This is a genomic window from Hymenobacter chitinivorans DSM 11115, from assembly GCF_002797555.1.
Classification (GTDB): Bacteria; Bacteroidota; Bacteroidia; order Cytophagales; family Hymenobacteraceae; genus Hymenobacter; species Hymenobacter chitinivorans.
This window is the reverse complement of the sequence record NZ_PGFA01000002.1, coordinates 552,255-577,663: the sequence shown is the minus strand read 5'-3', so window position 1 is coordinate 577,663 and position 25,409 is coordinate 552,255. Positions and strand designations below refer to the sequence as shown.

At 62.2% G+C, this 25,409-nt stretch carries 16 protein-coding genes; 13 read left to right on the top strand and 3 right to left on the bottom strand.

Annotated features, from left to right (window positions below; translation table 11 throughout):
* The first annotated feature begins 4 nt into the window (after nucleotides 1–4).
* The 12 genes from allE to CLV45_RS16050 all read left to right on the top strand — a co-directional run bounded on the left by allE (nucleotide 5) and on the right by CLV45_RS16050 (nucleotide 16,131).
* Nucleotides 5–751: a (S)-ureidoglycine aminohydrolase gene (allE, locus tag CLV45_RS16105; protein ID WP_100337482.1), complete on the top strand. Its 747-nt coding sequence runs from the start codon at nucleotides 5–7 to the stop codon at nucleotides 749–751.
* 19 nt (nucleotides 752–770) lie between these two features.
* Entirely contained in the window at nucleotides 771–1,031 is a 261-nt protein-coding gene (locus CLV45_RS16100; RefSeq protein ID WP_100337481.1) for a hypothetical protein, read from the top strand.
* A gap of 4 nt (nucleotides 1,032–1,035) precedes the next feature.
* Nucleotides 1,036–1,542 (top strand): 2-oxo-4-hydroxy-4-carboxy-5-ureidoimidazoline decarboxylase, encoded by a 507-nt coding sequence (gene uraD, locus CLV45_RS16095; RefSeq protein WP_100337480.1) that lies wholly within the window; start codon nucleotides 1,036–1,038, stop codon nucleotides 1,540–1,542.
* The gene (uraH, locus tag CLV45_RS16090) at nucleotides 1,539–1,880 is read left to right on the top strand and encodes a hydroxyisourate hydrolase (RefSeq protein WP_100337479.1); all 342 of its coding nucleotides are present in this window, start codon (nucleotides 1,539–1,541) and stop codon (nucleotides 1,878–1,880) included. Before uraD ends, uraH begins: the two co-directional genes overlap by 4 nt.
* Before the next feature lie 296 nt (nucleotides 1,881–2,176).
* Complete coding sequence (locus CLV45_RS16085) at nucleotides 2,177–3,613, top strand: DUF6986 family protein (protein ID WP_100337478.1); 1,437 nt, start codon at nucleotides 2,177–2,179, stop codon at nucleotides 3,611–3,613.
* Nucleotides 3,614–4,260: 647 nt separating this feature from the next.
* A complete protein-coding gene (locus CLV45_RS16080) occupies nucleotides 4,261–6,621 on the top strand; it encodes a SulP family inorganic anion transporter (RefSeq protein ID WP_211289952.1) in 2,361 nt (786 codons plus the stop codon).
* Between the two features lie 139 nt (nucleotides 6,622–6,760).
* On the top strand, nucleotides 6,761–7,444 hold the full coding sequence (locus CLV45_RS16075; RefSeq protein ID WP_100337476.1) for a response regulator transcription factor: 684 nt from the start codon (nucleotides 6,761–6,763) through the stop codon (nucleotides 7,442–7,444).
* Nucleotides 7,445–7,864: 420 nt separating this feature from the next.
* A complete protein-coding gene (gene gltB / locus CLV45_RS16070; protein ID WP_100337475.1) occupies nucleotides 7,865–12,388 on the top strand; it encodes a glutamate synthase large subunit in 4,524 nt (1,507 codons plus the stop codon).
* Between the two features lie 138 nt (nucleotides 12,389–12,526).
* Entirely contained in the window at nucleotides 12,527–13,996 is a 1,470-nt protein-coding gene (locus CLV45_RS16065; protein ID WP_100337474.1) for a glutamate synthase subunit beta, read from the top strand.
* A 79-nt stretch (nucleotides 13,997–14,075) separates the two neighbouring features.
* Nucleotides 14,076–14,492 carry a SpoIIAA family protein gene (locus CLV45_RS16060; protein ID WP_100337473.1) on the top strand — a complete coding sequence of 139 codons (417 nt, stop codon included), beginning with the start codon at nucleotides 14,076–14,078 and terminating at the stop codon, nucleotides 14,490–14,492.
* A 194-nt stretch (nucleotides 14,493–14,686) separates the two neighbouring features.
* Nucleotides 14,687–15,703 (top strand): NAD(P)/FAD-dependent oxidoreductase, encoded by a 1,017-nt coding sequence (locus CLV45_RS16055; protein WP_100337472.1) that lies wholly within the window; start codon nucleotides 14,687–14,689, stop codon nucleotides 15,701–15,703.
* A gap of 101 nt (nucleotides 15,704–15,804) precedes the next feature.
* Complete coding sequence (locus CLV45_RS16050) at nucleotides 15,805–16,131, top strand: 2Fe-2S iron-sulfur cluster-binding protein (protein WP_100337471.1); 327 nt, start codon at nucleotides 15,805–15,807, stop codon at nucleotides 16,129–16,131.
* Nucleotides 16,132–16,208: 77 nt separating this feature from the next.
* Here the strand turns inward: CLV45_RS16050 and CLV45_RS16045 are convergent, their stop codons facing one another.
* The 3 genes from CLV45_RS16045 to CLV45_RS16035 all read right to left on the bottom strand — a co-directional run bounded on the left by CLV45_RS16045 (nucleotide 16,209) and on the right by CLV45_RS16035 (nucleotide 24,154).
* Nucleotides 16,209–16,739 (bottom strand): hypothetical protein, encoded by a 531-nt coding sequence (locus CLV45_RS16045; RefSeq protein WP_157807577.1) that lies wholly within the window; start codon nucleotides 16,737–16,739, stop codon nucleotides 16,209–16,211.
* Between the two features lie 140 nt (nucleotides 16,740–16,879).
* Complete coding sequence (locus CLV45_RS16040; protein WP_100337469.1) at nucleotides 16,880–23,155, bottom strand: alpha-2-macroglobulin family protein; 6,276 nt, start codon at nucleotides 23,153–23,155, stop codon at nucleotides 16,880–16,882.
* A 423-nt stretch (nucleotides 23,156–23,578) separates the two neighbouring features.
* Nucleotides 23,579–24,154 (bottom strand): DinB family protein, encoded by a 576-nt coding sequence (locus CLV45_RS16035; protein ID WP_100337468.1) that lies wholly within the window; start codon nucleotides 24,152–24,154, stop codon nucleotides 23,579–23,581.
* 247 nt (nucleotides 24,155–24,401) lie between these two features.
* On the opposite strand from CLV45_RS16035, the gene CLV45_RS16030 reads away from it, so the two are divergent.
* The gene (locus CLV45_RS16030; RefSeq protein WP_100337467.1) at nucleotides 24,402–25,406 is read left to right on the top strand and encodes a ComEA family DNA-binding protein; all 1,005 of its coding nucleotides are present in this window, start codon (nucleotides 24,402–24,404) and stop codon (nucleotides 25,404–25,406) included.
* The last annotated feature ends 3 nt before the right edge of the window (nucleotides 25,407–25,409 follow it).

Genomic DNA, 25,409 nt, shown 5'->3' with positions numbered 1-25,409 from the left:
ACCGATGGAAATTTCCGCCCTGACCCGCTCCGTGGTCAAGCACAACCACGCCATTATTGCCCCCGACGGCTACATCAACAGCAACGTGCCCGGCTGGACCAACTGCACCGTCAACGTCATCATCAACGAGCAGATGGGGGCCCGCCTGGCCCAGACGCTGATTACGCTGCGGGAAGGCGGGGAGCTGCTGGGCCAGACCCAGGCCGCCCAGATTTTCTTCTACGTGGTGGAAGGCCAGCTGCACGCCAGCATCGACGGCCAGGAAAAAACCCTGACCCAGGGCGAGTACGTCTACGTGCCCATCGAGAAGAGCTACCGGTTTCACGGCCCCACGGAAGGCACCCAGGTACTGACGTTTCACAAAGTATATGAGCCGCTACCAGGCTACGAAACGCCCGGCGTGCTGTTCGGGACCCGGGATATTGCCAAGGCGCCCATCTACATGAACGACGACGCGCTGCGGATTCAGGAGCTGCTGCCAAATGAGCTGGGCTTCGACATGGCCGTCAACATCTTCACCTACGACCTGGGCGGCCACTTACCCATGGTCGAAACCCATATCATGGAGCACGGCCTGCTGTATCTGGAAGGCGAGGCCATCTACATGCTCGACCAGCAGTGGTACCCCGTCAAGAAGGGTGACTCTATCTGGATGGCGCCCTACTGCCAGCAGTGGGCCACCACGATGGGCAAAGTGCCCTCCGTTTACATTTATTACAAGAACGTGAACCGCTTCCCAACGGTACTGTAAGTATTAAATTCTGGGCCTGATGAATATTCTGCACCGATTTCTAGCCACTGCCACCTGGGTGCAGATATTCATTTCGCCCTTCATTCTCGGCCTGGTCCTGGGTGCGCTTAGCTGGTATTACCTACCCGAATGGTGGGGCTTAGGGCTTGGCATACTCGGGGCGCTGCTGGGGGGCGGCGCCGGAATCTGGCTGGCCGAAAAAGCCCGCCGGAGCACCGGCACCATCGAATTTATGTCGCGCACCCGCAGCCACCCGGAGCTGCGCCACGAAGAAAAGTAACCGCATGACTCTTTCCGAACTCAATTCCCTGCCCGCGCCCACCCGGGCCGAAGCCCTGGCCAAGTGCTGCGGGGCCACGGCCTGGGTAGCGCAGCTGAACGCCGCCTTTCCCGTTGCCGACGCCGCCGCACTTTTCGCCCAAGCCCACGACATCTGGTACCGTTTATCGGAAGCCGACTGGCGCGAGGCCTTCACCCACCACCCCAAAATCGGGGACGTAAATTCACTTAAGGAGAAGTTTGCCAGCACCAGCCAGTGGGCCGAGGGGGAACAGGGCGCCGTGAAGCAAGCCTCTCAGGACACGCTCGAAGCCCTGGCCGCCGGCAATGAAACCTACGAGCGGAAGTTCGGCTACATCTTCATCGTGTGCGCCACGGGTAAGTCGGCCGACGAAATGCTGGCCTTGCTGCAAGCCCGGCTGCCCAACCCGCCCGAAGCGGAAATCCATATTGCCATGGCCGAGCAGGACAAAATTACCCGCATCCGCCTCGAAAAACTCTTAGCCGCATGAGCCAGATTACCACCCACATCCTGGACACTACGTTGGGCCGCCCGGCCCAAGGCGTCACCATTGCCCTTTCGGGTTTGCTGGAAAACGACACCTGGCAGGAGTTGGCCCGGGGCCAAACTAATAAGGACGGCCGCATCCCCGACTTGCTGCCCAAAGACCAGCCGCTGCCGCTGGGCACCTACAAAATGAAGTTTTTCACCCAGGACTACTTTGAGCAGCAGGGCACCACGGTTTTCTACCCCTTCGTGGAAATCGTCTTCAACGTGCTGGCCGCCGAGCACTACCACATTCCCCTGCTGCTCAACCCCTTCGGCTACAGCACCTACCGCGGCAGCTGAAACCACAAAACCAGGGATAAAAAGCTAGTTCCCCTCCTTATTTTCAAGGAGGGGTTAGGGGTGGTTACTCTTTGAACGACATAACAGAACGTCATGCTGAGCTTGCCGAAGCATCTCTACCGCAATAGTAATATTGAGTGCTTCGGCAACGAAGCGGTAGAGATGCTTCGGCAAGCTCAGCATGACAGCCTGAGTAAACAACGATTATCAACCACCCCTAACCCCTCCTCAGCTGAGGAGGGGAACTAGCTTTTAGCTCCGATTCTCACTTTAAAATTCCCGCCTTTTTCTCCCATATGAAACTCAGCTTACAAGACACCGACAAAAGCCAGCTGCTCGAGCAGCTCGGCGTGGCCAACCGCCAGTTCCAGCAAACCTACCCCGGCGACAAACCCGACCGGCAGCCGGTGCACACCGTCTACGGCGGGGCCAACCTGTTTAAGTCGGACACCTGCGTGCGCATGGGCGAAATTGCCCTGAACAACCTCAAAACCTACGCCCCCAACTTCACCGAGCTGGCCCGCGTGCTCCAGCTCAAGGGCCACGAGCATTTGCCCACGCTGGAAAAAGACATTCAGGCCCTGACCGAGCGCCTCGACGCCATGAGTGAGGCTGAGCGCAAGCAGGAGCACGCCTGGCTGGCGTATTCGGTCTACAACAAGATCATCAAGAAGCTGCAGCGCGAAGCCGTGGAGGATTTCCGGGTCGACTTCGAAGACGGCTTCGGCAACCGCCCCGACGCGGAAGAAGACGAAACAGCCGTGCGCGCCGCTCAGGAAGTGGCCAAAGGCATGCAGAACGGCACTTTGTCGCCCTTCATCGGCATCCGCATCAAGCCTTTCACCGAGGATCTGAAGGCCCGGGGCGTCCGCACGCTCGACATTTTCCTGACCACGCTGCTCGAAGCCACCGGCGGTAAGCTGCCCGACAACTTCGTGGTGATGCTACCCAAAGTGACCATTCCGGAGCAGATGACCACGATGGTGCGCCTGTTTGAGCTCATCGAGAAGGCCAACAACCTCGCGCCCGGCACCCTGAAGATGGAAACCATGGTGGAGGCCACCCAAATCATCATGGATGAGGAAGGCCGCAACCCACTCATGCGCATCATCCGGGCCAGTGAGGGCCGCTGCGTGGCCGCCCACTTCGGCACCTACGACTACACGGCCTCGGCCGGCATTACGGCCAAGTACCAGACCATGGCCCACCCCGTCTGCGACTTTGCCCACCACATGACCAAGGTGGCCCTGGGCGGCACCGGTATCTTCCTCTCCGACGGGGCTACCAACGTGATGCCCATCGGGCCCCACCGCGGCGACAACCTTAGCTTCGAGCAGCTCAAGGAAAACCGCGACTCGGTGCACAACGCCTGGCGCCAGGGCTTCCATCACACCACCCACTCGCTCATCAACGGCCTCTACCAGGGCTGGGATTTGAATCCGGCCCAGCTGCCGATGCGCTATGCGGCCACCTACAACTTCTTTCTCAGCAGCTACGACGACGCCCTGAACCGCCTGAAAACCTTCGTCGAGCGGGCCGCCATTTCCACCCTCACCGGCGACATCTTCGACGATGCCGCCACCGGTCAGGGCCTGCTCAACTTCTTCCTCAAGGCCATGAACTGCGGCGCCATCACCGAGGAAGAAGTGCTGGCCACCGGCCTGACGCTGGACGAAATTCACACCCGCTCTTTCTTCCGCATCCTGGAAGGCCGCCGGCAGCAGAAGGCGTAACCCCTACTCTCCGCTGCCTATAAAGCACCCCGCCAATCGTTTACAAACGGTTGGTAGGGTGCTTTTTTTATGGCAAAAGCAGAGTCACTGATAACTAAAACCCCTGCAGTGTTTCGGCAGAAATTACCGCTTGAACAAATAGTCTGCAAAAAGGCAGTTGCAGCTAATTAAAGGCTACTAATTCCAAATTAAAAGCCTTTCATACTGGAATATAAAAACAATTTAACAACCGTATTAGCTACTCATTCATAACACTCATTAAACCACATACCCCTTGTACACAATACAATAACTCTTGAATTTAATTCAAGTTAAAGGTTCGTTAAATTTGATTTTTGCCGCTATTTACCAAGTTGTTATAACAATTTTCTTTCATCAGTTTCTAATATATTTTTAACCAGAATCTAATAACCTTATAATATTCCTTTAATTCTGGCCCCGTACTAAGCCTATACCTTTGCAAGAGAAATTCTAACCACCTGGATTTGAAGTTCTTTTTATCGGCGCCGCTGATTAGAAACTCTAACTAGCCCTGTACCATCCGCAACCGGCGCCTCGTAGTCGGCTCTGCCTTCCGCTTTCTGCCTATTTCTTCCACTTCGCGGCTTTTGGGCCGCGCCGGAACTCTCATGTCTTTACCCAAGCCTATGTCTAGTGTAGCTGCCACGCCCAAAACCTGGGACTTTTCCTACTTCAGAAGTGACCTGCAAGGCGGCCTGGTGTCGTTTTTGGTGGCCGTGCCGCTGTGTCTGGGCATAGCCCTGGCCTCGGGGGCACCGCTGTTTTCGGGTATTATTGCCGGTATCGTCGGGGGCCTGGTGGTGGGGACGCTAAGCCGCTCGGCGGTGAGCATTTCGGGGCCCGAGGCCGGCCTGATTCTGGTCGTGGTTAGCAGTCTGGAAAGCCTGGGCTCGTTTCGGGCGTTGCAGCTGGCCTTGTGCGTGGCCGGCGGCCTGCAGCTGCTCATGGGCGTGCTGCGGGCGGGCATTATCAGCAACTTCTTTCCCTCCTCCGTTATCAAGGGCATGCTGGCGGCCATCGGCATCATCCTGATTCTAAAGCAGCTGCCCCACATTTTGGGCTACGACGCCGACGCGGTAGAGTCGCTGGCCCTGTTTTCCTGGAACGGCGGCAATTTGGAAGGCCTGCTCGAACACGCCCTGCGCGAATTCAACGCCACGGCCCTGGTTATTGCCCTGGTGAGCCTGGCCGTGCTCATTGCCTGGGAACAGCCTTTTTTTAAGCAGAACAAGGTCCTGTCGGCGGTGCCGGCGGCCCTGGTCGTCATCATCCTCGGCATCACGCTCAACACCCTGGCCGGCCTGCTCAGCCCGGCCTACTTGCTGGGCGGCACCCACCTGGTGCAGCTGCCCGTGCCCAAAAGCGCCGGGGAATTCCTTAACCTGTTTACCCTGCCCGACTTCTCCCAGCTTACCAACCCCAAAATCTACTCCGCGGCCTTCTCCATTGCCCTGGTGGCCAGTCTGGAGGCGTTGCTGGCCGTGGAAGCCACCGACGAGCTGGACCCGCTCAAGCGCAAAACGCCCACCAACCACGAGCTGAAGGCCCAGGGTGTGGGCAACTTCGTCAGCGGCCTGATGGGCGGCCTGCCCCTGACGTCGGTGATTGTGCGCAGCTCGGTGAGCATCAACGCCGGGGGGCGCACCAAGCTGGCGGCCCTGGTGCACGGCAGCCTGCTGGTGGTGAGCGTGGTGCTGTTTCCGGGCCTGTTGAACCTGATTCCCTGGGCCGCGCTGGCCGCTATTCTGCTCGTGACGGGCTACAAGCTGGCCCGCATCAGCATCTTCCGCCAGCATTTTCAGGCTGGCCTCACCGAGTTTTTGCCCTTCATCGTGACCATTGGGGCCATCCTGATGACCGACCTGCTCATTGGTATCGGCGTGGGCGCGGCGGTGGGCTTGTTCTTTGTGCTGCGCGAAACGTATAAGAATGCCCACTTCTTCCAGAGCTACACGGTGCAGGGCGAGGAGCATCTGCGCATCAGCCTGGGCGAGCATGTCTCGTTCCTGAACAAGGCCAGCATCATGACCGTGCTCAAGGACATTCCAGTGAATACCACCGTGGAAATCGATGGCACCAACTCGGCTTACATCGACCGGGACGTGCTCAGCGCCATCGAAAACTTCCGCGAAACGGCCCGGCAGCGCAACATTCAGCTCATTTTTCTGCGCAAAGGCGAGGACTACGCCCAAAACCTGGCCGGGCAGCCCCACGTGAGCAGCAAGGAAGCCGACTTCGAGGCCTACTACAAGCTCTTTGACAACAACCGCAACTGGGTGGCCGAAAAGCTGCGCCGCAACCCCCGCTTTTTCGAAGCCGCCGCCCAACAGACGCCCAAGTTCCTCTTCATCGGCTGCTCCGACAACCACGTGTCGGTGAGTGAGATGACCGGCACGGCGCCCGGGGAGGTCTTCGTGCACCGCAACGTGGCCAACCTGGTCGTCAGCACCGACTTAAACCTGGCCGCGGTGCTGGATTACGCGGTAAATCAGCTCCAGATTCAGCACATCATCGTGTGCGGGCACTACGGCTGCCGGGGCGTGCAAACGGCCATGCAGAATGAGGACGCCGGCGTGGTAACCAGCTGGCTCAGCACCGTGCGCGAGGTAATGCACCAGCACAACCACGAGCTGGGCGCCCTCGAAACCGAGGAGGAGCGCTACCGCCGCCTAGTGGAGCTCAACGTTATTGAGCAGGTGTATAATCTGCAGCAAAGCCCGACGGTACAGAACGCCACCAAGCCCCTGCACCTGCACGGCTGGGTGTACGACATTCATGGCGGCGTTATCCGCGACCTGGAAGTCGACGTGCGCCGCGACTTTGCCGAGTACGACACCATTTTCCGCTACCAAGTGGCCCCCGACGGGCTGCGCCGCCTGGCCGGCAACCTGCACCAGGCTCCGTCTATCTACTCGGTCAGCACCGGCGCGGGGCCCATCATTGCCATTCCCCCCTTCGACGCCGACGCGGCCCTGGGCGTGCCGTAGCCGCCAATCAGTTGCGCCGCCCACTTTCTGCCCCACCCGCTTTCCATCCCACCCGAAGTACCTTTTTTCAACCCGGTCAGGACTGCCGGCCGCCTTTCCTGGCGGCCGGTAGCCTAAGCTGACCACTGCTTACGCGCGGATGAATATTTTGCTGGTCGAAGACGACTTACTGGCCGCCGCTGGACTCAAGCACAGCCTGGAGCAGCAGGGCTTAGCGGTGGCCGTGGCCCTCAGCGCCCCTTCGGCCCAACAGATGCTGACCACGGCTTCTTACACGGCGGTGCTGCTCAAGGCCGACCTGCCCAACCAGAGCGGCTTTGGGCTCTGCCGCTTTATTCGCCAGCACCACGATAAGCTGTCGGTACTGATGTTTACGGCCAACCCGTCGACCGACTATAAGCTGCAGGGCTTCGAGGCGGGCACCGACGACTACCTGGTCCGGCCCTTCGAGTTTGGGGAGCTGCTGGCCCGGCTGCGGGCCCTGCACCGCCGCTACCCGGCCGCGGGCCCGGCGGAAAACGTGCTGAAAGTGGCCGACCTGGAGCTCTACGGTCGCAGCCGCATCGTGAAGCGCGGCGACAAGCGCATTGACCTCACGGGTCGGGAGCTGGCCCTGCTGGAGTACTTTATGCACAACCAGGGCCGGGCCGTAACCCGCCAGGAAATCGTGCAGCAGGTCTGGGATTTGGCCTTCGACACCGGTACCAACGTGGTGGACGTGTACGTGAACTACCTGCGCAAAAAGGTGGACAAGAACTTCACCCCCAAGTTGATTCACACCCTCAACGGCATCGGCTACATTCTCGAAGACCGCGCCGCCTGAGCTTAGATTAGCTTTATCAGACGTATAGTTAGTGACTTGTGACGCGGATTTTCAGCCCGTAGCTCACGCCGGGGTGCACTGCGGGGCTGCAAACCCGCTGGCGCCCACGCCGGGGCTACGGGCTGAGCTCGTTTGCGGCCCGCTTAGGGCCGTAAGCCAACTCACGACGAACCCCGATTAAGCCGCAAATACGCGGGGCCAGGCTCTTGGCTGAAGTATCGGCCGTTGTAGAAAGCCGCAGTTGTAAAATCAGCTTATCGGGGCCGTCATGGGCTGTTTTTGAGGCAAGAAGCGGCGGTTTGGCGCAGTTGGAAATCGTAGGGGCCGCCAAGTCCGGCGTGCCGGCTTCGGGTGGGGGAATATCTTGCCATTTCGGCCTGCCTCCACCGGCCGACGGACTCCCCACGACACCGATTTCCGATGAAACCCGATACCAGCGCGCAGGGTCTGTACCGCCCCGAATTTGAGCACGATGCCTGCGGCACCGGCTTTATTACCTTTCTCAACGGGCAGAAGTCGCACCAGATTATCGACGATGCCCTGACCATGCTGGAAAACATGGAGCACCGCGGGGCCTGCGGCTGCGACTCTGATTCCGGCGACGGGGCCGGCATCTTGCTGCAGCTCCCCCACTGGTTTTTCCTGGAAGAATGCACGGCCCTAAGCATTCGGCTGCCCGAGCCCGGCAGCTACGGCGTGGGCATGCTGTTTCTGCCCAAAAAGCACTCCACCAAGGAAGCCTGCCGTCAACTGATTCACGAGGCCGCCGCCCGGCTGGGCATGCCCGTGCTGGGCTTCCGGCCGGTGCCGGTGAATCCCGCCGGCATTGGGCCCACGGCCCTGGCCGCCGAGCCCGACATGGAGCAGGTGTTCTTTGGCCGGCCCGCCGGCATTGCTACCGCCGATGATTTTGAGCGGAAGCTCTACGTGCTGCGGCGCTACATCAGCAAGCTGGTGCTGGAAGCCAACCTCAAGGCCGGCGGCGACTTTTACTTCACGTCCCTGTCGTGTAAAACCATCGTGTACAAGGGCCAGCTCACGACCTACCAGGTGCGCGGCTACTTCCCCGACTTGACCGATGCGCGGGTCACTTCGGCCTTTGGCATGGTCCATTCGCGCTTTTCGACCAACACGTTTCCCTCGTGGAAGCTGGCCCAGCCCTTCCGGTTGCTGGCTCATAATGGCGAAATCAACACGCTGCGGGGCAATCTGAACTGGTTTTACGCCGGCATGCGCAGCTACGTGTCGCCGTACTTCTCCAGTGAGGAAATGGACATGCTGCTGCCCGTTATCGACGAAGGGCAGTCGGACTCGGCCTGCCTGGATAATATCGTGGAAATCCTGCTGCACTCGGGCCGCTCCTTGCCCCACGTGATGATGATGCTGGTGCCCGAAGCCTGGGATGGCAACACCCAGATGGACCCGTGGAAAAAGGCCTTTTATGAGTTTCACGCCACGTTTATGGCTCCCTGGGACGGTCCGGCGGCGCTGATTTTCACCGACGGGCAGAAAATCGGGGCCATGCTGGACCGGAACGGACTGCGGCCGTTGCGCTACGTGGTAACGGACGACGGCCGGGTGATGGTGGCTTCCGAAGCTGGTGTGCTGGGCATTCCCGAGTCGACCGTCATTCAGAAAGGCCGGTTGCAGCCGGGCAAGATGCTGCTCATCGACACCGTGGCCGGCCAGATTATCACCGACCAGGGCATCAAGGCCCAGGCGGCGGCCCAGCAGCCCTACGGCCAGTGGCTCACCGACTACCAGATTCGGCTGGAAGAGCTGCCTGAGCCCCGGCAGGTGTTTACCGACTTGGCCGCTGACTCGGTGTTCAAATACCACCAGGTATTCGGCTACACCCGGGAGGACATCGACACGATTATCACGCCCATGGCCCTGGAGGGCAAGGAACCCATCGGCTCGATGGGCGTGGACGTGCCCCTGGCTATCCTCTCCGACCAACCCCAGCATTTGAGCAGCTATTTCAAGCAGTTCTTTGCCCAGGTCACCAACCCGCCGATTGACCCGATTCGGGAGCGGCTGGTGATGAGTCTGGCCACGTTTATTGGCAACAACGGCAACATCCTCGACGAGGATAAGATGCACTGCCACTGCGTGGCGCTGCGCCAGCCCATTCTGACCAACCACGAGCTGGAAAAGCTGCGCAGCATCGATACGGGCATGTTCAATGCCAAAACGCTGCTTTCCTACTTCAAGGCCGACGGTAAGCCTGGCTCCTTGCAGGACGGCCTCTCGCGGCTGTGCCGCTACGCCGAGGACGCGGTGAAGGACGGCTTCGAGGTGCTGATTCTCTCGGACCGCGGCCTGGATTCCAAGCACGCCCCGATTCCGTCGCTCTTGGCCGTGTCGGCGGTGCACCACCATTTGATTCGCAAGGGCCACCGGGGCTCGGTGGGCTTGGTGGTCGAGGCCGGGGATATTTGGGAAGTGCACCACTTTGCCTGCCTGCTCTCTTTCGGGGCCACGGCCATCAACCCGTACTTGGCCCTGGCCACGATTCAGACCACGCAGCAGGGCGGCGGCTTCAACACCAGTCAGGACGCCGGGCAACTGGTGAAAAACTACGTGAAGGCCGTGTGCGACGGGCTGCTGAAGATCTTTTCCAAGATGGGCATCAGCACGCTGCAGAGCTACCACGGGGCCCAGGTATTCGAGATTCTGGGGCTGAATCAGGCAGTGGTGGACCACTACTTCACCGGCGCCGTGACCCGCATCGGCGGGCTGGGGCTGGATGAAATTGCCCGTGAAACCCTCTACAAGCACTTTCAGGGCTTCAAGAGCAGCACGCCCGAGGAGCAGCAGCTCTTGCCCGACGGCGGCGTGTACCAGTGGCGGCGCCGGGGTGAGGCTCACATGTTCAACCCCGAAACGGTGCATTTGCTGCAGCTGGCGACGCGCACCGGCAACTACGAAACCTACCAGCGCTACGCCAAGCTGGTCAATGAGCAGCCGGAGCGGATGTTTACGCTGCGCGGCCTGCTGGATTTCGCCCGCCACCGGCCTTCTATTTCGATTGACGAAGTGGAGCCGGCCGAAAGCATCATGAAGCGGTTTGCCACTGGGGCTATGTCGTTTGGTTCGATTTCGCACGAAGCCCACAGCACCCTGGCCATTGCCATGAACCGCATCGGCGGCAAAAGCAACACCGGCGAAGGCGGCGAGGACCCGATGCGCTACGAAAAGCTGCCCAACGGCGACTCTATGCGCTCGGCCATCAAGCAGATTGCTTCGGCCCGCTTCGGCGTCACGGCTCACTATCTGACCAACGCCGACGAGCTGCAGATCAAGATGGCCCAGGGCGCCAAACCGGGGGAAGGCGGGCAGCTGCCGGGCCACAAGGTGGACGCCTGGATTGCCAAAACCCGGCACGCCACGCCCGGCGTGGGCCTTATTTCGCCCCCACCCCACCACGACATCTACTCCATTGAGGACCTGGCCCAGCTTATCTTCGATTTGAAAAACGCCAACCGCGCGGCCCGCATCAACGTGAAGCTGGTGAGCAAGGCCGGCGTGGGCACCATTGCGGCGGGCGTGGCCAAGGCTCATGCCGACGTAATTCTGATTGCCGGCTACGACGGCGGCACCGGCGCTTCGCCCATCAGTTCCATCAAGCACGCTGGTCTGCCCTGGGAGCTGGGTTTGGCCGAAGCCCACCAGACCTTGCTGCGCAATCAGCTCCGCAGCCGGGTGGTGCTGCAAGCCGACGGGCAGATGAAAACCGGCCGGGACCTGGCCGTGGCGGCCTTGCTGGGCGCCGAGGAATGGGGCGTGGCCACGGCCGCGCTGGTAGCCGGCGGCTGCGTGATGATGCGCAAGTGCCACCTCAACACCTGCCCTGTGGGCGTGGCTACCCAAGACCCGGAGCTGCGCAAGCTTTTCAGCGGGCAGCCCGAGCACATTGTGAATCTGTTCCGCTTCCTGGCCGAGGAGTTGCGCGAAATCATGGCTGAGCTGGGCTTCCGCACCATCCACGAAATGGTGGGCCGCACCCAGTTTCTGAAAGTGCGCGAGGGAATTTCGCACTGGAAAGCCCGCCACCTCGATTTATCGGGCGTGCTCCAACCGGCTGCTAACCCCTCGGGCGGCACGCTCTACCACAGTGAAGCCCAGGACCACGGCCTGGACAATATTCTCGACTGGCAGCTGCTGCACCACGCCGCCCCGGCCCTGGAGGAGCGGATTCCGGTGTTTGCCGAGTTTCCGGTCCGCAACACCGACCGGACCATCGGCACGCTGCTTTCCAACGAAATTGCCAAGCGCTACCACGCCGCCGGCCTGCCCGAGAATACCGTCAACTACCGGTTCCAGGGCTCGGCGGGGCAAAGCTTCGGGGCCTTCAGCGTCAAGGGCTTGTCGTTTGCGCTGGAAGGCGAGGCCAATGACTACGTGGGCAAGGGCCTTTCCGGGGCCCAGCTGGCCATTTTCCCGGCCGCCGACGGCAAGTTTGTGCCCGAGCACAACATCATCATCGGCAACGTGGCCCTCTACGGCGCTACTTCCGGCGAGCTGTTCGTGCGCGGACAGGCCGGGGAGCGGTTTGCGGTGCGCAATTCCGGGGCCACGGCCGTGGTGGAGGGCGTCGGGGACCATGGCTGCGAGTACATGACCGGCGGCCGGGCCCTGATTCTGGGCCGCACGGGCCGCAACTTCGCCGCCGGCATGAGCGGGGGCATTGCCTGGGTCTACGACCCCGACGGCACGTTTCCCGACAACTGCAACCAGGAAATGGTGGAACTCGACCCGCTCGACGCCGACGACGAAGCCCAGATTCAGGCCCTGCTGCGCAAGCACCAGCAGCTCACCGGCAGTCAGCTGGCGGGCTACCTGCTGGGCAACTGGGGCGAGGAAGCCGGCCGCTTCGTGAAAGTTTTTCCTTCCGAATACAAAAAAGTACTGCAGCAGGCCCAGTACGCCACGGCCCGCTAGGCCATTTTATCATCAACACGAACGTCATGTGCAGGGCAGCGGAAACCTCCTTCGGGCGAAACTGAAGTTCTGGGCGCTGCTACGGCCAGAAAAGGCGGCGGTTTCCCTGCCCTCACATGACTACCACCGATAAGCAACATGGGACACGTTACCGGTTTCAAGGAATTTAGTCGGGAGCTGCCGCCCAAGGCCGCCCCCCAGGAGCGGGTGCAGCACAACAATGAGTTTGTGGGGCTCTACTCCGAGCCCCAGCTGCACCAGCAGGCCGCCCGCTGCATGGACTGCGGCATTCCGTTTTGCCACGCCGGCTGCCCGCTGGGCAATATCATCCCCGAATTCAACGACGCAGTGCATCAGCAGGACTGGCACGCGGCCTACCAGATTCTGTCCTCAACCAATAATTTCCCCGAATTCACCGGCCGCATCTGCCCCGCGCCCTGCGAGTCGGCCTGCGTGCTGAGCATTCATTCGGCCCCGGTGGCCATCGAGGAAATTGAGAAGCACATCATCGAAATTGCCTTCAGCAAGGGCTACGTGCAGCCCACGGCCCCGGTACTGAAGTCGGGCAAAACGGTGGCCGTGGTGGGCTCGGGCCCAGCCGGGCTGGCCGCGGCGGCCCAGCTCACCAAGGCCGGCCACAGCGTCACGGTCTTTGAGCGCGACGACCGGCCCGGCGGGCTGCTGCGCTACGGTATTCCCGATTTCAAGCTCGACAAATGGGTAATTGACCGCCGGATTCAGCTCTTGCAAGACGACGGCGTGGTGTTTCGCTGCAATACCGAAATCGGCAAAGACTTGCCCGCCGAGGAGCTGACCCGCAACTTCGACGCGGTGGTACTGGCCGGCGGGGCCACCGTCCCGCGCGACCTGACGATTCCGGGCCGGGAGTTACCGGGCATTCACTTCGCTATGGACTACCTCACCCAGCACAACCGCCGGGTGAGCAACCTGGAAGTAAGCGGCGAAGCCCTCTGGGCCGAGGGGCAGGACGTGGTGGTCATCGGCAGCGGCGACACGGGCTCCGACTGCGTGGGCACGGCCAACCGGCAGCGGGCCCGCTCCGTCACCCAGTTTGCCCTCATGCACCAACCCGGCACCGAGCGGCCCGCCCACACGCCCTGGCCCCAGGAGCCGGCCATTTTCCGGACCAGTACTTCCCACGAGGAAGGCTGCCAGCGCTACTGGGGCGTCAATACCAAGGCCTTTCTGGCCGACGAAAACGGGCAGCTGCGGGCTTTATTAGTCACCGACGTCACCTGGGAAACCGACGTGCTGGGTCGCCGCATCCGCTTCACCGAAATTGAGGGCTCGGCGCGGGAAATTCCCTGCACGCTGGTGCTGCTGGCCCTGGGCTTTGCCGCTCCGCAGTACGAAGGCCTGCTTCAGCAGCTAGGCGTGGCCCTCGACGACCGGGGCAACGTGCGGGCGGCCGAGGGCGACTTTTCAACCAGCCGGGCCGGGGTGTTCGTGGCCGGCGACATGCGCCGGGGCCAGTCGTTGGTGGTGTGGGCCATATCCGAAGGCCGGGAAGTGGCCCGCCGGGTGGATGCGCTGCTGAGTGGCAAAACGGCGCTGCCGAGCAAGGACGCAGTAGGAATGTTTGCCTAAACGGCGCGTTGGTCCCTACTATATAGCGCTTTGGTAACATTCCGTGCGGCATGTTCACCAAAGCGCTTTTCTTTGTAGCATGTTATTGCCCACTTCCGTTTCGTCCATTTATTTTCACAATGCCCTGTGCACCATTTCCTACGACAGCCAGGGCTACATTCTGCTGGTGTGGGCCAATGTGGCCTGCCAGGAGCAGGAACTGCAGGCCATCTATGAGCACACGCTGCAGGCCCTCAAGCACCACCGCACCGGCAAGCTGCTCACCGACCACCGCCTGCGCCAGCCTCTGCCGCTTTCGGCCCAGCACTGGATAGCCCAGCAGTGGATTCCGCGGGCCATGCAGGAAGCAGGGTACAGCCACTGCGCCATCGTAGAAAACCAGACGCCGCTGGGCCGACTGGCCGCCCGGGCCGTGGGCGACGCGCTGACTCAGCCCCTGGATTTTCGCTATTTCAATACCCTGGAAGCAGCCAGTGCCTGGCTGAGCAAAGCCTGAAGCAAGCTGCGAAAACGCCCCGCTTGTTTGTATCTTTGCGCCCCGTCAGGCTTTTCTTCCCAGGAATAAAGTTGCCACGCGTTGTGGTGTTTTGCGTGGTTTTACTGCGCCAAATCGACGTCTCAGCCAACGTTTCCGGCGGCTTAGTTGTTAAGCTTCTGGCCGCGCCGGCTGCTCATCTTATTGCTTAGTTCATGACCAATTCCATTTCTACCGATATCTGCATTATCGGGGCGGGCCCAGTGGGCTTATTTGCGGTGTTCGAAGCGGGCTTGCTCAAGCTACGCTGCCACGTGGTAGATGCCCTGCCCCAGGTGGGTGGGCAGCTTTCCGAAATTTACCCCAAGAAGCCGATTTACGACATTCCCGGCTTCCCCGACATCCTGGCCGGGGACTTGGTCCAGAACCTGATGCGGCAGATTGAGCCCTTCCACCCCACCTTCACGCTCGGCGAGCGGGTGGAGCGCCTGGCCAAGCTCGAAGACGGCACGTTCCAGCTCTTCACCACCGACGGTACCGAAATCTTCTGCAAAGCCATTGCCATTGCCGGTGGCCTGGGTTCGTTTGAGCCCCGCAAGCCCGCCGTGGAAAGCCTGGAAACCTACGAAGGCGGCCGCGGCGTGTACTACATGGTGCGCGACCCGGAAACCTTCCGCGACCGGCGCATCGTCATTGCCGGCGGCGGCGACTCGGCCCTCGACTGGACCATCTTCCTGGCCGACGTGGCCAAGGAAGTAACCCTGGTGCACCGCGGTACCACTTTCCGCGGCGCCGCCGACTCGGCCGAGAAGGTGCAGAAGCTGCACGAAGCCGGCCGGGCCCGCCTGGTCTTGTCGTCGAACGTGACCCACGTGCACGGGCAGGACAGCCTGGAAGCCGTGACCATCACGGCCAACGACGGCACCGCCGAAACGCTGCCCGTGGATGCCTTTATCCCGCTCTTCGGCCTCACGCCCAAGCTCGGCCCGATTGGCGACTGGGGCCTGGAGCTCGAAGACGACGCGGTGAAAGTCAACACCCTGGACTACTCGACCTCGGTGCCCGGCATCTTCGCCATCGGCGACATCAACACCTACCCCGGCAAGCTCAAGCTCATTCTCTGCGGCTTCCACGAGGCGGCCCTCATGGCCCAGGGTGCCTACAAGTACATGTTCCCCGACAAGCGCTACGTCCTCAAATACACCACCGTAAACGGGGTGCCCACGCTGTAGTTTTTGGTTGTTAGTTGTTGGTTGTCAGTTGTTAGGTTTTGGTTCTTAACTGCCGACACTAACAACTGACAACCAACAACTAACAATTAACCACCAAGAAGATGACCGACGAAGTACGCATATATGTAGAGGAAGCGCCCGGGCAGCGGCGCGAAGTAGTGGCCCCCACCGACATGGCCCTGAGCGTGATGGAAGTGCTCAAGGCCAGCGGCTACGATATTCAGGCCACTTGCGGCGGCATGGCCCTGTGCGGCACCTGCCACGTAGAAGTGCTGGCCGGTCCCGCCCTCGATGAGCCCGGCGACGACGAGCTGGCCATGCTCGAAAGCCTGCCCGTGATGACCCAGGGCAGCCGCCTTTCCTGCCAGATTCGCATCACCAACCGCCTCGACGGCCTGGTAGTGCGCCTTATGCCCCAGGGCACCTAGGCAGCGCCGCTTTTGACAACAAAAAAGGAGAACCACACTGGTTCTCCTTTTTTGTTGCCTTTCGGGGCGAAGTACGATTAGCGCCGCCGCTTTTTGGAGCTGCTGCTTTTCTTCTTGGTCGAGCTCTTTTTCTTGGTGGAGCTGGTCTTCTTTTTCGAGCCGCTTTTCTTGCGGCTGGCGCTGCTCTTCTTTTTCGAGGATGAGCGGCGGGCCGAGGAGCTGGACGAATGGTGCGTAGAGCGGCGCCGGTGGGTGGTGTGGGGCCGGGCAGCGGGCTTGGCGGCCGGGGCCGCGGCTTCCTCGGGCTTAGCTTCTTCCGGCCCAATAAAGTTACGGGCCGTCATTTCGGCGCTGGCGGCAGCCTGCTGGCTGGTGGCCTCTTCCTGAGCCGCCGCTTTGAGGGCCGCGGCCTGCTTGCGCCGCACGGGCATCAGGAAGTCGCGCTCGGCGCGCTCCTGGGCCGAGAGCTTTTCCTCGCCGGGCAGCGTGGCCGTCACGGGCAGCGCTACCTGGCCTTTATGGTCGGTCGAAACCGTTTTTTTTCCTCCTTGTGCAAAGGCTGGCGCGCTGAAAAACAGCAGGCCCGCCACAACATATAGTATCCGCATTGCTAACAGGTCAAAGGGCTTGGAAATGGCAAAATTACTATTGCCATTTTTTACTACCAAACCCTGTGCTCATTTAAACTCTGCCAAAGGCCTTTACACCTACCTGGAGCGACATTTCATCCTAAAAAATCCAATTTGTTCTACTTATCGCCAAGTGGCTCGACCCGCACCCGGGTGCCGGCCGAGTGCGCCGCAAACTCCGGCGCGTACAGGCACTGGAGCTGACTCAGCCCGCCCGAGAAATTGCCGCTCTGGGCCGCCCGCAGCCGGTATTCGAAGGTGTGGGTGCCCTTGGGAAAGTAGCTGATGAAAAAGTTGGTGGCCGCATCCCGCGGGCTCTCGTAGTAGCCCAGCCCGCCCTGGTAGCGGTAGCCCGAGGTTTGGGCCACGAGCTCCAGGCCCGCGGCGCGCTGGTCCTTCAGGTGCACATACTCCAGGTCCCGGTCGGCGCGTAGCACCAGGCGCACTACCAGCACGTCGCCCACCCGCAGGGGCGAGGCGGCCGTGAGGGGCTCCAGCACGGGGCCGCCGGCGGTGCGCTGCTCCCGGTAGAACTGGCGCTCCAGCTGCAGGCCAGCCGTGGCGGCCGTTACCTGGTCAATCTGCTCGAAATACTGCCAGTAGAGCGCCCCCCAGGCCACGCCCGCGTCGGTTTTACGCACAGTCACTTTGCCTTGCTCGGGCCGGATGCTGGCCGCGTCGAAGGTAGTGTTGAAGTAGCCGGTGCCGGCCTGCTGGGTTTTGGGCGCGGGAGCCGCTACGCCGCCGAGCGTGATTTGCAGGGGCTGAACGGGCTGGAGCCAGTCGGAGCCACGCAAGAGCAGGGCGTAGCAGGCGTCGGCGGTGGCGCGGGTGCTGGGCCAGTTCTGGGTTTGCTTCTGCTTGAGCAGCCAGAGCTTCATTTCATCCACGGCCCGCTGGTCGTTCTGCACCTCGTCGAAGGCTTCGATGAGCGTGGCCTGGGTTTCGGTCGGGGCCTCGCGCCAGTAGTAGCCGCCGCGCACTTCCTTCCAGTACATGCCCAGCTCGTCGGAGTGCAGGGCGTTTTGGGCCAGGGCCGTCAGAATGTCTTTTACGGCGGCGGGCTGCGCTTTCTGGCGGTGCAAAGCCAGGGCAATCTGGGCCTGGAGGTAGCGCGTCTGGTCGGGCCAGAACGCGGCGGCCTGCTGCTGGTAGTAAGCGTAGGCGGGCTGGTCGGCGCGGGCCAGGGCCGGCGCGGGCCAGAAGCTGCGGGCGTACAGGGCCTGAATCTGCAGGTCGTGGAGGTGATTCTGCTTCAAATCCACGCCTTTCTGGCGGCGCAGCTCGGCGTAGTCGTGCTGTAGCTGCTTGTCGAGGTAGCTCAACGCCCGGCTCAGAATCGGGCCGGCTTGGGCGTCCTGAGTGGCCGAGAAGGCGCCCAGGCGCTGCAATTTGCCGAAGCCGGCCACGATGAGCTGGGTGATGTAGCGGTCATCGGGCATCCGCTCAAACCAAGGGAAGGCCCCATTCGGACTCTGCATCTTGGCCAGCTTGGTCAAGGCCCGGCTGGTTTCGGTTTTGAGGCGGGTTTCGTCGAAGAGCTCCGTGAGGCGGCGCATCCGCTCGGTTTCCGATTGGGCGTCGCGCACCCAGGGCGTTTCCTGGAGCAGCAGGCTTTTCAGCTCCTGGTTTTGCTCCAGCTTGCTGGTCAGGGCAGCCTTGTCGCCGCTTTGAGCAGCCCGCTTCCACTCGTCCAGCACTGGCCGGATGCGGGGGTTGCTCTGCAGAATTTTGGCCGCCAGCAAGTTGGCATACAAACGACTAAAGACCTGCTCCGAGCATTCGTAGGGATACTCGGTCAGGTACGGCAGGGCCTGCACCGCGTACCAGGCCGGGTTCTGGGTCATTTCCAGCGTCAGGGAGTAGTTGCGGCGGGTGGCCGAAGTGGTGCTGGTCAGCTTTTTAAGCTCAAACTCCCGGGTGGCCGGCCCCACGATGGGCAAGGGCAGACTTTCGGTGATGAGAATCCGGTTGGGCAGCACCGGCAGGGTATTTTCCTCCCCGTCGGAGAAGACTGGCTGTTGGGTATTGGTTGTTGGTTTCTGGTTTTTGGTGCGCTTGGGCTTCTTCCCGATGGCAGTAGCTGTAGCCTGGCCCTGGGCCACGACGCGGTAGGTCAGGGCCTCCAGGGGCAGCTGGCCCTCGGCGGTTTCGGGAATAGTCAGCTCCCAACTGACGGAGGCACTTTGGTTGGCGGGCAGGGAAAACGGCAGTTGGGGGGCACTTTTCAGCACCCGGGCTTCCACTGGCTGCTGGGTGCGGGCATCGAAGAGAAAGAGCTGGGCCGTGCCGCTCAGGGGCTGGTCGGTGAGGTTGCTGAGCTTGGCCGAGAAGCGCAGCTGGTCGCCTTCCCGGAAAAAGCGCGGGGCGTTGGGCGTTACCTGCAGCTGTTTTTGCGTCACTAATTCCCGCTGTAGCAAGCCGCTGTGCAGCTGCTGGTCGTGGGCCAGGGCCAGCAGCTGCCAGCGGGTCACGGCTTCGGGCATCTGGAATTCGAGCACGGTTTCGCCCTGGGCGTTGGTGCGCAGGTCGGGCAGCCAGAAGGCCGTTTCGCGAAAGTCCTTGCGGGCCTGTACGGCCGATAGGTCAGGCTGAGGTGCAGCGCCAGCAGCAGGTGGTGAAGCTGGTGCCGGGGCACTGTTGCCGGCCATGGCCTGGGAGTCGGCCATCCGCATTACTTCGGCTTTCGCCGCCATCGGCGCAGCCCGTCGAGCACTACCAAACCGGTCTGGGGCATCTGTGTTACCTTTTACTGTTTGCGTGGCCACCACCTTATCCTCCAGTTCTTCCTGGTCGGGAATTTCCTCGTTTACCCCATTTTCCGTTTCAGCCAAGTAGCCCCACCAGTTGATACCCGGATACAGCCGCCAGAAGCCCGACCCATAGCCGGGGCTGCCGCCGAACAGGGTCGTCGATTCCTCCGTTCCAAAGCGCCCGTTCCAAGCCAAGGAGGCGGGATGATAAGTACCCGGAAACGCCAGCGGCAGCAAGGAATGAGGCCGGAAAACGTCCAGCGACTTGTCGTAGAGCGTGGCCAGCAGCTCGGCCGCGGCGGGCTTGCCGTCGGCTTGGTGAATGGTCACCCGCCAGGTTTCCTTCTGGCCCGGCTGGAGTTTGTCGCGAAACGTGGCTACGCTCAGCACCAGCGGGGCGGGCGGCGTGGCCACCTGCACCTGGGCCGTGTGCAGGTACAGGCGGTTGTCGCGCACCTGAGTGATATGCACATACAGCTGCTCCCCGTCTAGGGCCAGGGCCACTGGAATTTCGATTACGCGCTGCTCATTGGCAGCCAGCGTCAGCCACTCGCGGCGCAGGGTTTCGCCCTGGGCTTCAGCCTCCAGCAGGATGCGGGCCCCAGCCTCGGAGCTGCCCACCAGGAAGCGGGCAGGCTGGCCCGGCGCCACGCTGTCTTGCAGGGCCACAAACCAGTTGGGCGCCGGCAGCGGCAGCGTGGCCACCGTAGCCGAGTACAGCGTAAAGTAGTGCTCGGCTTTCACCGGCTCCTTGCCCGGGCTAGCCGTGGCTTCGAGTAGGTAGCGGCCCGGCGCTTGCTGGGCCAGTGCGGCGGGCAGCGTGGTCAGCAAGGGGCTTTTCTCAGTGTCAAATTCCTGGGACAGCACCAGCGTGCGGGCCCAGGTGCTGTCGTTGTCTTCCCGGCCGTAGGCGTCGAGCGAAAACTGGCGCTTAAACTCCTCCCGGCTCAGGGCTTCGCGCTCGGGCCGCGGCCAGGGGCGGGGGCGCCAGCCGGCGGCGGGCGGCGTGAGGCGGTAGAGGCGCAGCTGCCCGCGGGTCGGCTGCGGGGTGCCGGCCGCGTTGGTGCTGAGCAGGCGCAGGAGCGGCAGCTTTTCGCGGTTTATCAGCTCGGGCATTTCCAAGCGCAAACTCAGCGCGTCGGCCCCAATACTCACGCTCTGCTCCCCGGTGCGGGTTTCGCCAGCCGCGTCGGTTACGTCGGCCGTAATTTCGAAGCCGTAGCCGGGCTGCCAGGGGCCGCGCTTACCGGCGGGTAAGGCCTCGCCTTTGGCCACAAACTGCACCGTGAAGCCGCCCGCCGAATCGGTCTGGGTGGTTCCGCTCAGGATTTCCACTTGTCCCGGCCCGCGGGGGCCACCAAAGCCGCGGCCAAACAGGGGCCACAGCGTGCGGCGCACCACCCGGTACTGCACCGTAGCCCCGTCGATGGGCTGGCCGGCGTAGGCCGTGGCTTTGCCGCGCACGGTTACGGTCTGGCCCAGCACGGGCGTACCCGGCACGGGCTCGAAGGTGACCTGGAACGTGGGGCGCTTGTAGTCTTCCACGGCGAAGCTGGCGTTGCCCAAGTCGGTTTGCAGGCTCATTTCGCCGTTGAGCAAGCCCGTGGGCAGTACCAAAGAGCCGTGGAAGGAGCCGAAGTCAGAGCTGACAAAGGACAGGGTCTGGACGGCCTGCCCGTTCACGTCCCGCAGGTGCACCGTCACGGGCAGCTTGGTGAGCAAAACGGATTTGCCGGCCCGGGTTTCGGTAGCAATGCCCTTGAAGTAAAGCGTCTGTCCGGGCCGGTAGATGGCGCGGTCGGTGTAGAGGAAAACCTGGCGCTGTACCGTCTCGCCCAGCTGCTGGCGGTTGTAGCGCGGACTATAGCCGCCGTCTTCCCCGGTCAGCAGGGAGTCGGTGCCTTGGGTGAGCAGCACCGCCTGCAGCAGTAGGTTGTCACCCGTGGCCGGGCCCAGCCGGACCTGGCTCAGGCCGTCGGCGGTAGTCGTCTGGGCCGGGCCGCGGCGCCGCTTGTACTGGCGGGCTTTCTGGTCGTAGTACTGAAAGAAAGGCAACACCGTAACCCCGCTTCGGGGCTGGCCATTTTGCCGGTCCAGCACCAGCACTTCGGGCCCTTCCTGGGCGGAGCTCCGGCGGACCTGGCTCAGGGAGCTGGCCGTCAGCTCGGCGTAGGCGGTGCTGATGCCAGCCTGCTCTTTGGTAGCATTTTCCGCCGTGGTGCTGATTACTATTACGTAATGCCCAACCGGCAGCGCCGGGCCGGCGTGCTGCACCGAGTGGCGGCGGTAATCCGTGGGGCCGGCCAGGTCCAGGGGCCAGGCGGCGGCGGGTTTGGCCGCCAGGGCTCGGGCGTAGGTTTTGCGGAAGTCCAGGGCTTCCCCGTCGGTATCGTCGAAGCGGGTGCGCACCGCCTGGGCCGTGCTTACCCGGTAGGCTTTGGCATACAGCTGCGGGGCATTGCGCACGTCGAGCTTCAGCAGCCAGGGCTGGCCGGGCAACACCACTTCCTCGGTGGTAAAGTCTAGCTCCACGGCTTCCAGGCGCTGGCGCAGCGAAGCCGCCCGCCGCCCACCCACCGATTTGGGGAAGCGGTTTTCGGCCAGCAAAGCCAACTCGTGGGCTTTGGCCGGCTCGGTTTCTTCCAGGCTCAGGGCCTGCTCGGCCATAAACTCCGTCGAAATCGGCAGGCTCTGGTAGACCTCCGCCTCCCGGGCCAGGGCCGCGCGGTAGAGGGCGTCTTTGTCGGCCATTTGCGCGTGCTGGTGCACGAAGCGCAGCCGCTTCAGCGTCACGTCGGCCAGGGCGGCGGGGTTGGCCGCCTCGGTGAGGCGGAAAGCGGTAAGCTGCTGCAAGGCCTGCAGGGCGTGAAACTGGCCGTTGAGCGAGTCGGCGGCCGGCGCCGTCAAGGGCAGGCGGGCAAAGTCGGCGGCGGGCCCGAACAAGGCCGGGTCCTGAAGCTCAAACTGCGCGGCGGGCGTGGTAATATAGAACTCGTCGTTGCCCAGGCCCTCGATGGCGCGGTGGGCCAGCAGGTCGTAGAGCGTGGGGCGCAGTTGCCGGCTTTCAGTGGTGCCGCCCCGCACTGCGTAGCCCAGGGCTGCGAGCTGCAGCTTCTGCTGGCGCCGGGGCTCGTCGTGGAGCGAGGCCCGGTAGTGCTGCACCACGGCGCTGCCCAGGCGGGCTGCGTCCCAGGTCTGGATATCAGCCGCGCTGGCGTCGGCGGCATTGGGGGCCGTGGCCGTGCGGTTGTAGAGCTGGTAGCGGTGGGCGTCGTAATACTGGGCGTAGAGCTGGGCCAGCAAACTGTGCAGGATGGGCCGGGCCGGAAACTGAGCGGTTTTCACATCAGCTTCCACCAGCGCAATGCTCTTTACGTCGGCGTTTTCCTCCTTGGCTTCCAGCAGGCGCAGCTTGTAGAGCAGGGCCCGCAGGTACTCGGGCGTGTCCTGACGCTGGCGGGCAGCGCGGTAGAGCTCCTCTACCAGCTTAGCGGCCGAGGCCGTCTGGTCTTTTTTCAGCAGCTGGTCGACCTGCTGCCACTTTTTAGAGTTGGGCCCGCCGCTGCCGGGGGGAAGAGAACGGGAAGAACCACTGGAAAATAACATCAGCAGAGCCAGCAGGCTTAACAGGAATGGACGCATAGGATAAGCTAAGGATGGGGCAAGTTGGCAAAGTTTTGATGCCTAGTCGAGCTTTATTCCACACGCCCTAGCTCGAAAAATATTGCCAAACTCTACGGCAAGCCGGCTAAACACCCCTACTTCCGACTTGACTTCGGTAGCTGAGCAGCCGCTTTTGCTTATTGACTGAGCGGCCGGCATCACCAACCCTTATCTATTACTTATCAAGTATTTGCTTAGAAAAACCACGCTGAAGATCTTATAAACAGACTCCCCTGGCAACCGCAACGGTACCCGCAGTAAGGATTTGCGTTTTGCAAAACCCTCTCTGCTTTGCTCCCCAATATGGCATTAGCACTCAGTAGCGGGGCGGCCGAAAAAAGAATCGTCCGCATTTCGGGAAGCTTATCCCGAAATGCGGACGACACGTGCAGGAGTGTTACGCTACTTCTGACTGTTGTCGAGCACCCGCTCGGCCTGGGCCACGTGGCGCTGCAAGTGGGTCACAATGAACTCCAGCTGGTCGGTCAGGCGCAGGTAGAGCAGGGGAATAATCGGGTTGGGAATCCGCACGGCGTTGGCATTGATGCCCCGGGCCTGCTGCACAATATTGATGAGCTCGTCGAGCTGGCGGCCGAATACCTCCACCACCGTGCGGGGCAGGCGGCTGCCGCTGGGCGCGTACTGCTGCGGCGACTTCAGCGGCTTCTCACTGGCCGGTTGGCGCATGGCCTCAATCAGCTTACGGCCGAAGAAGCCCGATTTTACGGTATCCGACGGGCGGCTGCCCCGCTCCTGGGCCTGCTTAAGCTTGCGGTTGATGGTGGGCAGATAGTGCCCCCCCACAATGTTGAGGTGTTCCAGGCACTGGCCCACACTCCACTTGTCGGGGGCAGGCCGCCGGTTGAGCTGGTCGTCGGTCAGGGGCCGGAAGCGCCGGACGGTCGTTTCCCGCAACGCTTGCAGCTCAGCCGCCAGTTGGTCAAGGAAATCGGTGGTACGCGGGGCAGACTTACTCATGGCAGGCGGGGTCGAAATACGGGTAGCGGGCAACGGGCCGTAATATTACGTCCGAACGCCGGTTAATTGGCACTTACGCACCGCGGCCCGTTTCAGATACTGCTGTGGCCGCGGCGCCCCGCCCCAGTTTCGGCTGTCGAGCTTACGGGAGGCGGTGCGGCTTCTAACTTCCTAAAAATAACCGCTACTCCCCACATCGGCTCTGCGGTTATTTTTTTATTATGCGGCCGTTATTCTGCTATCCTTCGTGAAACATACCCCTACCCCACCTTCCGCCGCCGGCTGGCTGCGCCCCATTCGCCGCTATTTTAAATTTTCGCGCCGCGAAACCTCGGGCTTCGTGGGCCTCCTCCTGCTCATTCTGCTGTTTCTGGCCTTGCCCTGGCTGCTCTTGCCGGCCCTACCCCGCTACAGCCCCGCCCCCGACCAGCAAGAACTCGACCAGCTGGCCGCCGAGCTAGCAGCCCAGCGCCAGGTTCGCACTTTCCCGCCGCGTTATCCGCGGCGGAAATACCCGCGCTACCAGCCCGTGGCCCAGGTGCAATTAGCGCCTTTCGACCCGAATACCTTAACGGCGCCGGATTGGGAAGCCCGCGGCCTTTCGCACTTCCTGGCCCAGCGGGTGGTGCACTTTCGGGACGTTATCGGCGGGTTTAAAGCTAAAGAGCAGATTAAACGCACTTACGGCCTGCCCGACTCGGTCTACACCCGCCTAGCGCCCTACATCCAGCTGCCCGACCAGCTGCCGCCCCGGGAGAAAAAGCAGTTTGCCCACTCGTATAAGGATGGAGCCCCAGCCTTTGCCGACCGGCCCGCCGGCAAGTTTCCGCGCAAGCCCACCCACCTGGCCCCCTTCGACCTGAACACGGCCGACACCACCCAGCTCATGCAGATTCGCGGCATCGGGCGGGGCTTGTCTAGGCGGGTGGTGGAGTACCGCCAGCAGTTGGGCGGCTTTTTGCGCGAAGACCAGCTCGCCGAAATCTACAGCCTGCGCGACGCCCCCGACCTAGTGGATAGCCTGCGCAAGTACTCCTTTGTGGCCCCGGGCTTTGCACCCGCTTCGCTGGAAATCAACGCGGCCCCGTTTGAGGTGCTACAGGCTCACCCTTACGTAGGCAAGCGCCTGGCCCGGGTAATTGTGGCTTTCCGGCAGCAGCACCCACCCTTCCGCCAGCCCGACGATTTGCGCCAAATCCGGATTCTGGACGCCGAAACCCTGGACAAGCTCCGGCCCTACCTGCGGTTCTAGTTC

What these genes read in the sequence shown, in the direction of transcription:
- allE (WP_100337482.1), top strand. Translation starts at nt 5, where the DNA reads ATGGAAATTTCCGCCCTGACCCGCTCCGTGGTCAAGCACAACCACGCC.
- CLV45_RS16100 (WP_100337481.1), top strand. Translation starts at nt 771, where the DNA reads ATGAATATTCTGCACCGATTTCTAGCCACTGCCACCTGGGTGCAGATA.
- uraD (WP_100337480.1), top strand. Translation starts at nt 1,036, where the DNA reads ATGACTCTTTCCGAACTCAATTCCCTGCCCGCGCCCACCCGGGCCGAA.
- uraH (WP_100337479.1), top strand. Translation starts at nt 1,539, where the DNA reads ATGAGCCAGATTACCACCCACATCCTGGACACTACGTTGGGCCGCCCG.
- CLV45_RS16085 (WP_100337478.1), top strand. Translation starts at nt 2,177, where the DNA reads ATGAAACTCAGCTTACAAGACACCGACAAAAGCCAGCTGCTCGAGCAG.
- CLV45_RS16080 (WP_211289952.1), top strand. Translation starts at nt 4,261, where the DNA reads ATGTCTAGTGTAGCTGCCACGCCCAAAACCTGGGACTTTTCCTACTTC.
- CLV45_RS16075 (WP_100337476.1), top strand. Translation starts at nt 6,761, where the DNA reads ATGAATATTTTGCTGGTCGAAGACGACTTACTGGCCGCCGCTGGACTC.
- gltB (WP_100337475.1), top strand. Translation starts at nt 7,865, where the DNA reads ATGAAACCCGATACCAGCGCGCAGGGTCTGTACCGCCCCGAATTTGAG.
- CLV45_RS16065 (WP_100337474.1), top strand. Translation starts at nt 12,527, where the DNA reads ATGGGACACGTTACCGGTTTCAAGGAATTTAGTCGGGAGCTGCCGCCC.
- CLV45_RS16060 (WP_100337473.1), top strand. Translation starts at nt 14,076, where the DNA reads ATGTTATTGCCCACTTCCGTTTCGTCCATTTATTTTCACAATGCCCTG.
- CLV45_RS16055 (WP_100337472.1), top strand. Translation starts at nt 14,687, where the DNA reads ATGACCAATTCCATTTCTACCGATATCTGCATTATCGGGGCGGGCCCA.
- CLV45_RS16050 (WP_100337471.1), top strand. Translation starts at nt 15,805, where the DNA reads ATGACCGACGAAGTACGCATATATGTAGAGGAAGCGCCCGGGCAGCGG.
- CLV45_RS16045 (WP_157807577.1), bottom strand. Translation starts at nt 16,739, where the DNA reads ATGCGGATACTATATGTTGTGGCGGGCCTGCTGTTTTTCAGCGCGCCA.
- CLV45_RS16040 (WP_100337469.1), bottom strand. Translation starts at nt 23,155, where the DNA reads ATGCGTCCATTCCTGTTAAGCCTGCTGGCTCTGCTGATGTTATTTTCC.
- CLV45_RS16035 (WP_100337468.1), bottom strand. Translation starts at nt 24,154, where the DNA reads ATGAGTAAGTCTGCCCCGCGTACCACCGATTTCCTTGACCAACTGGCG.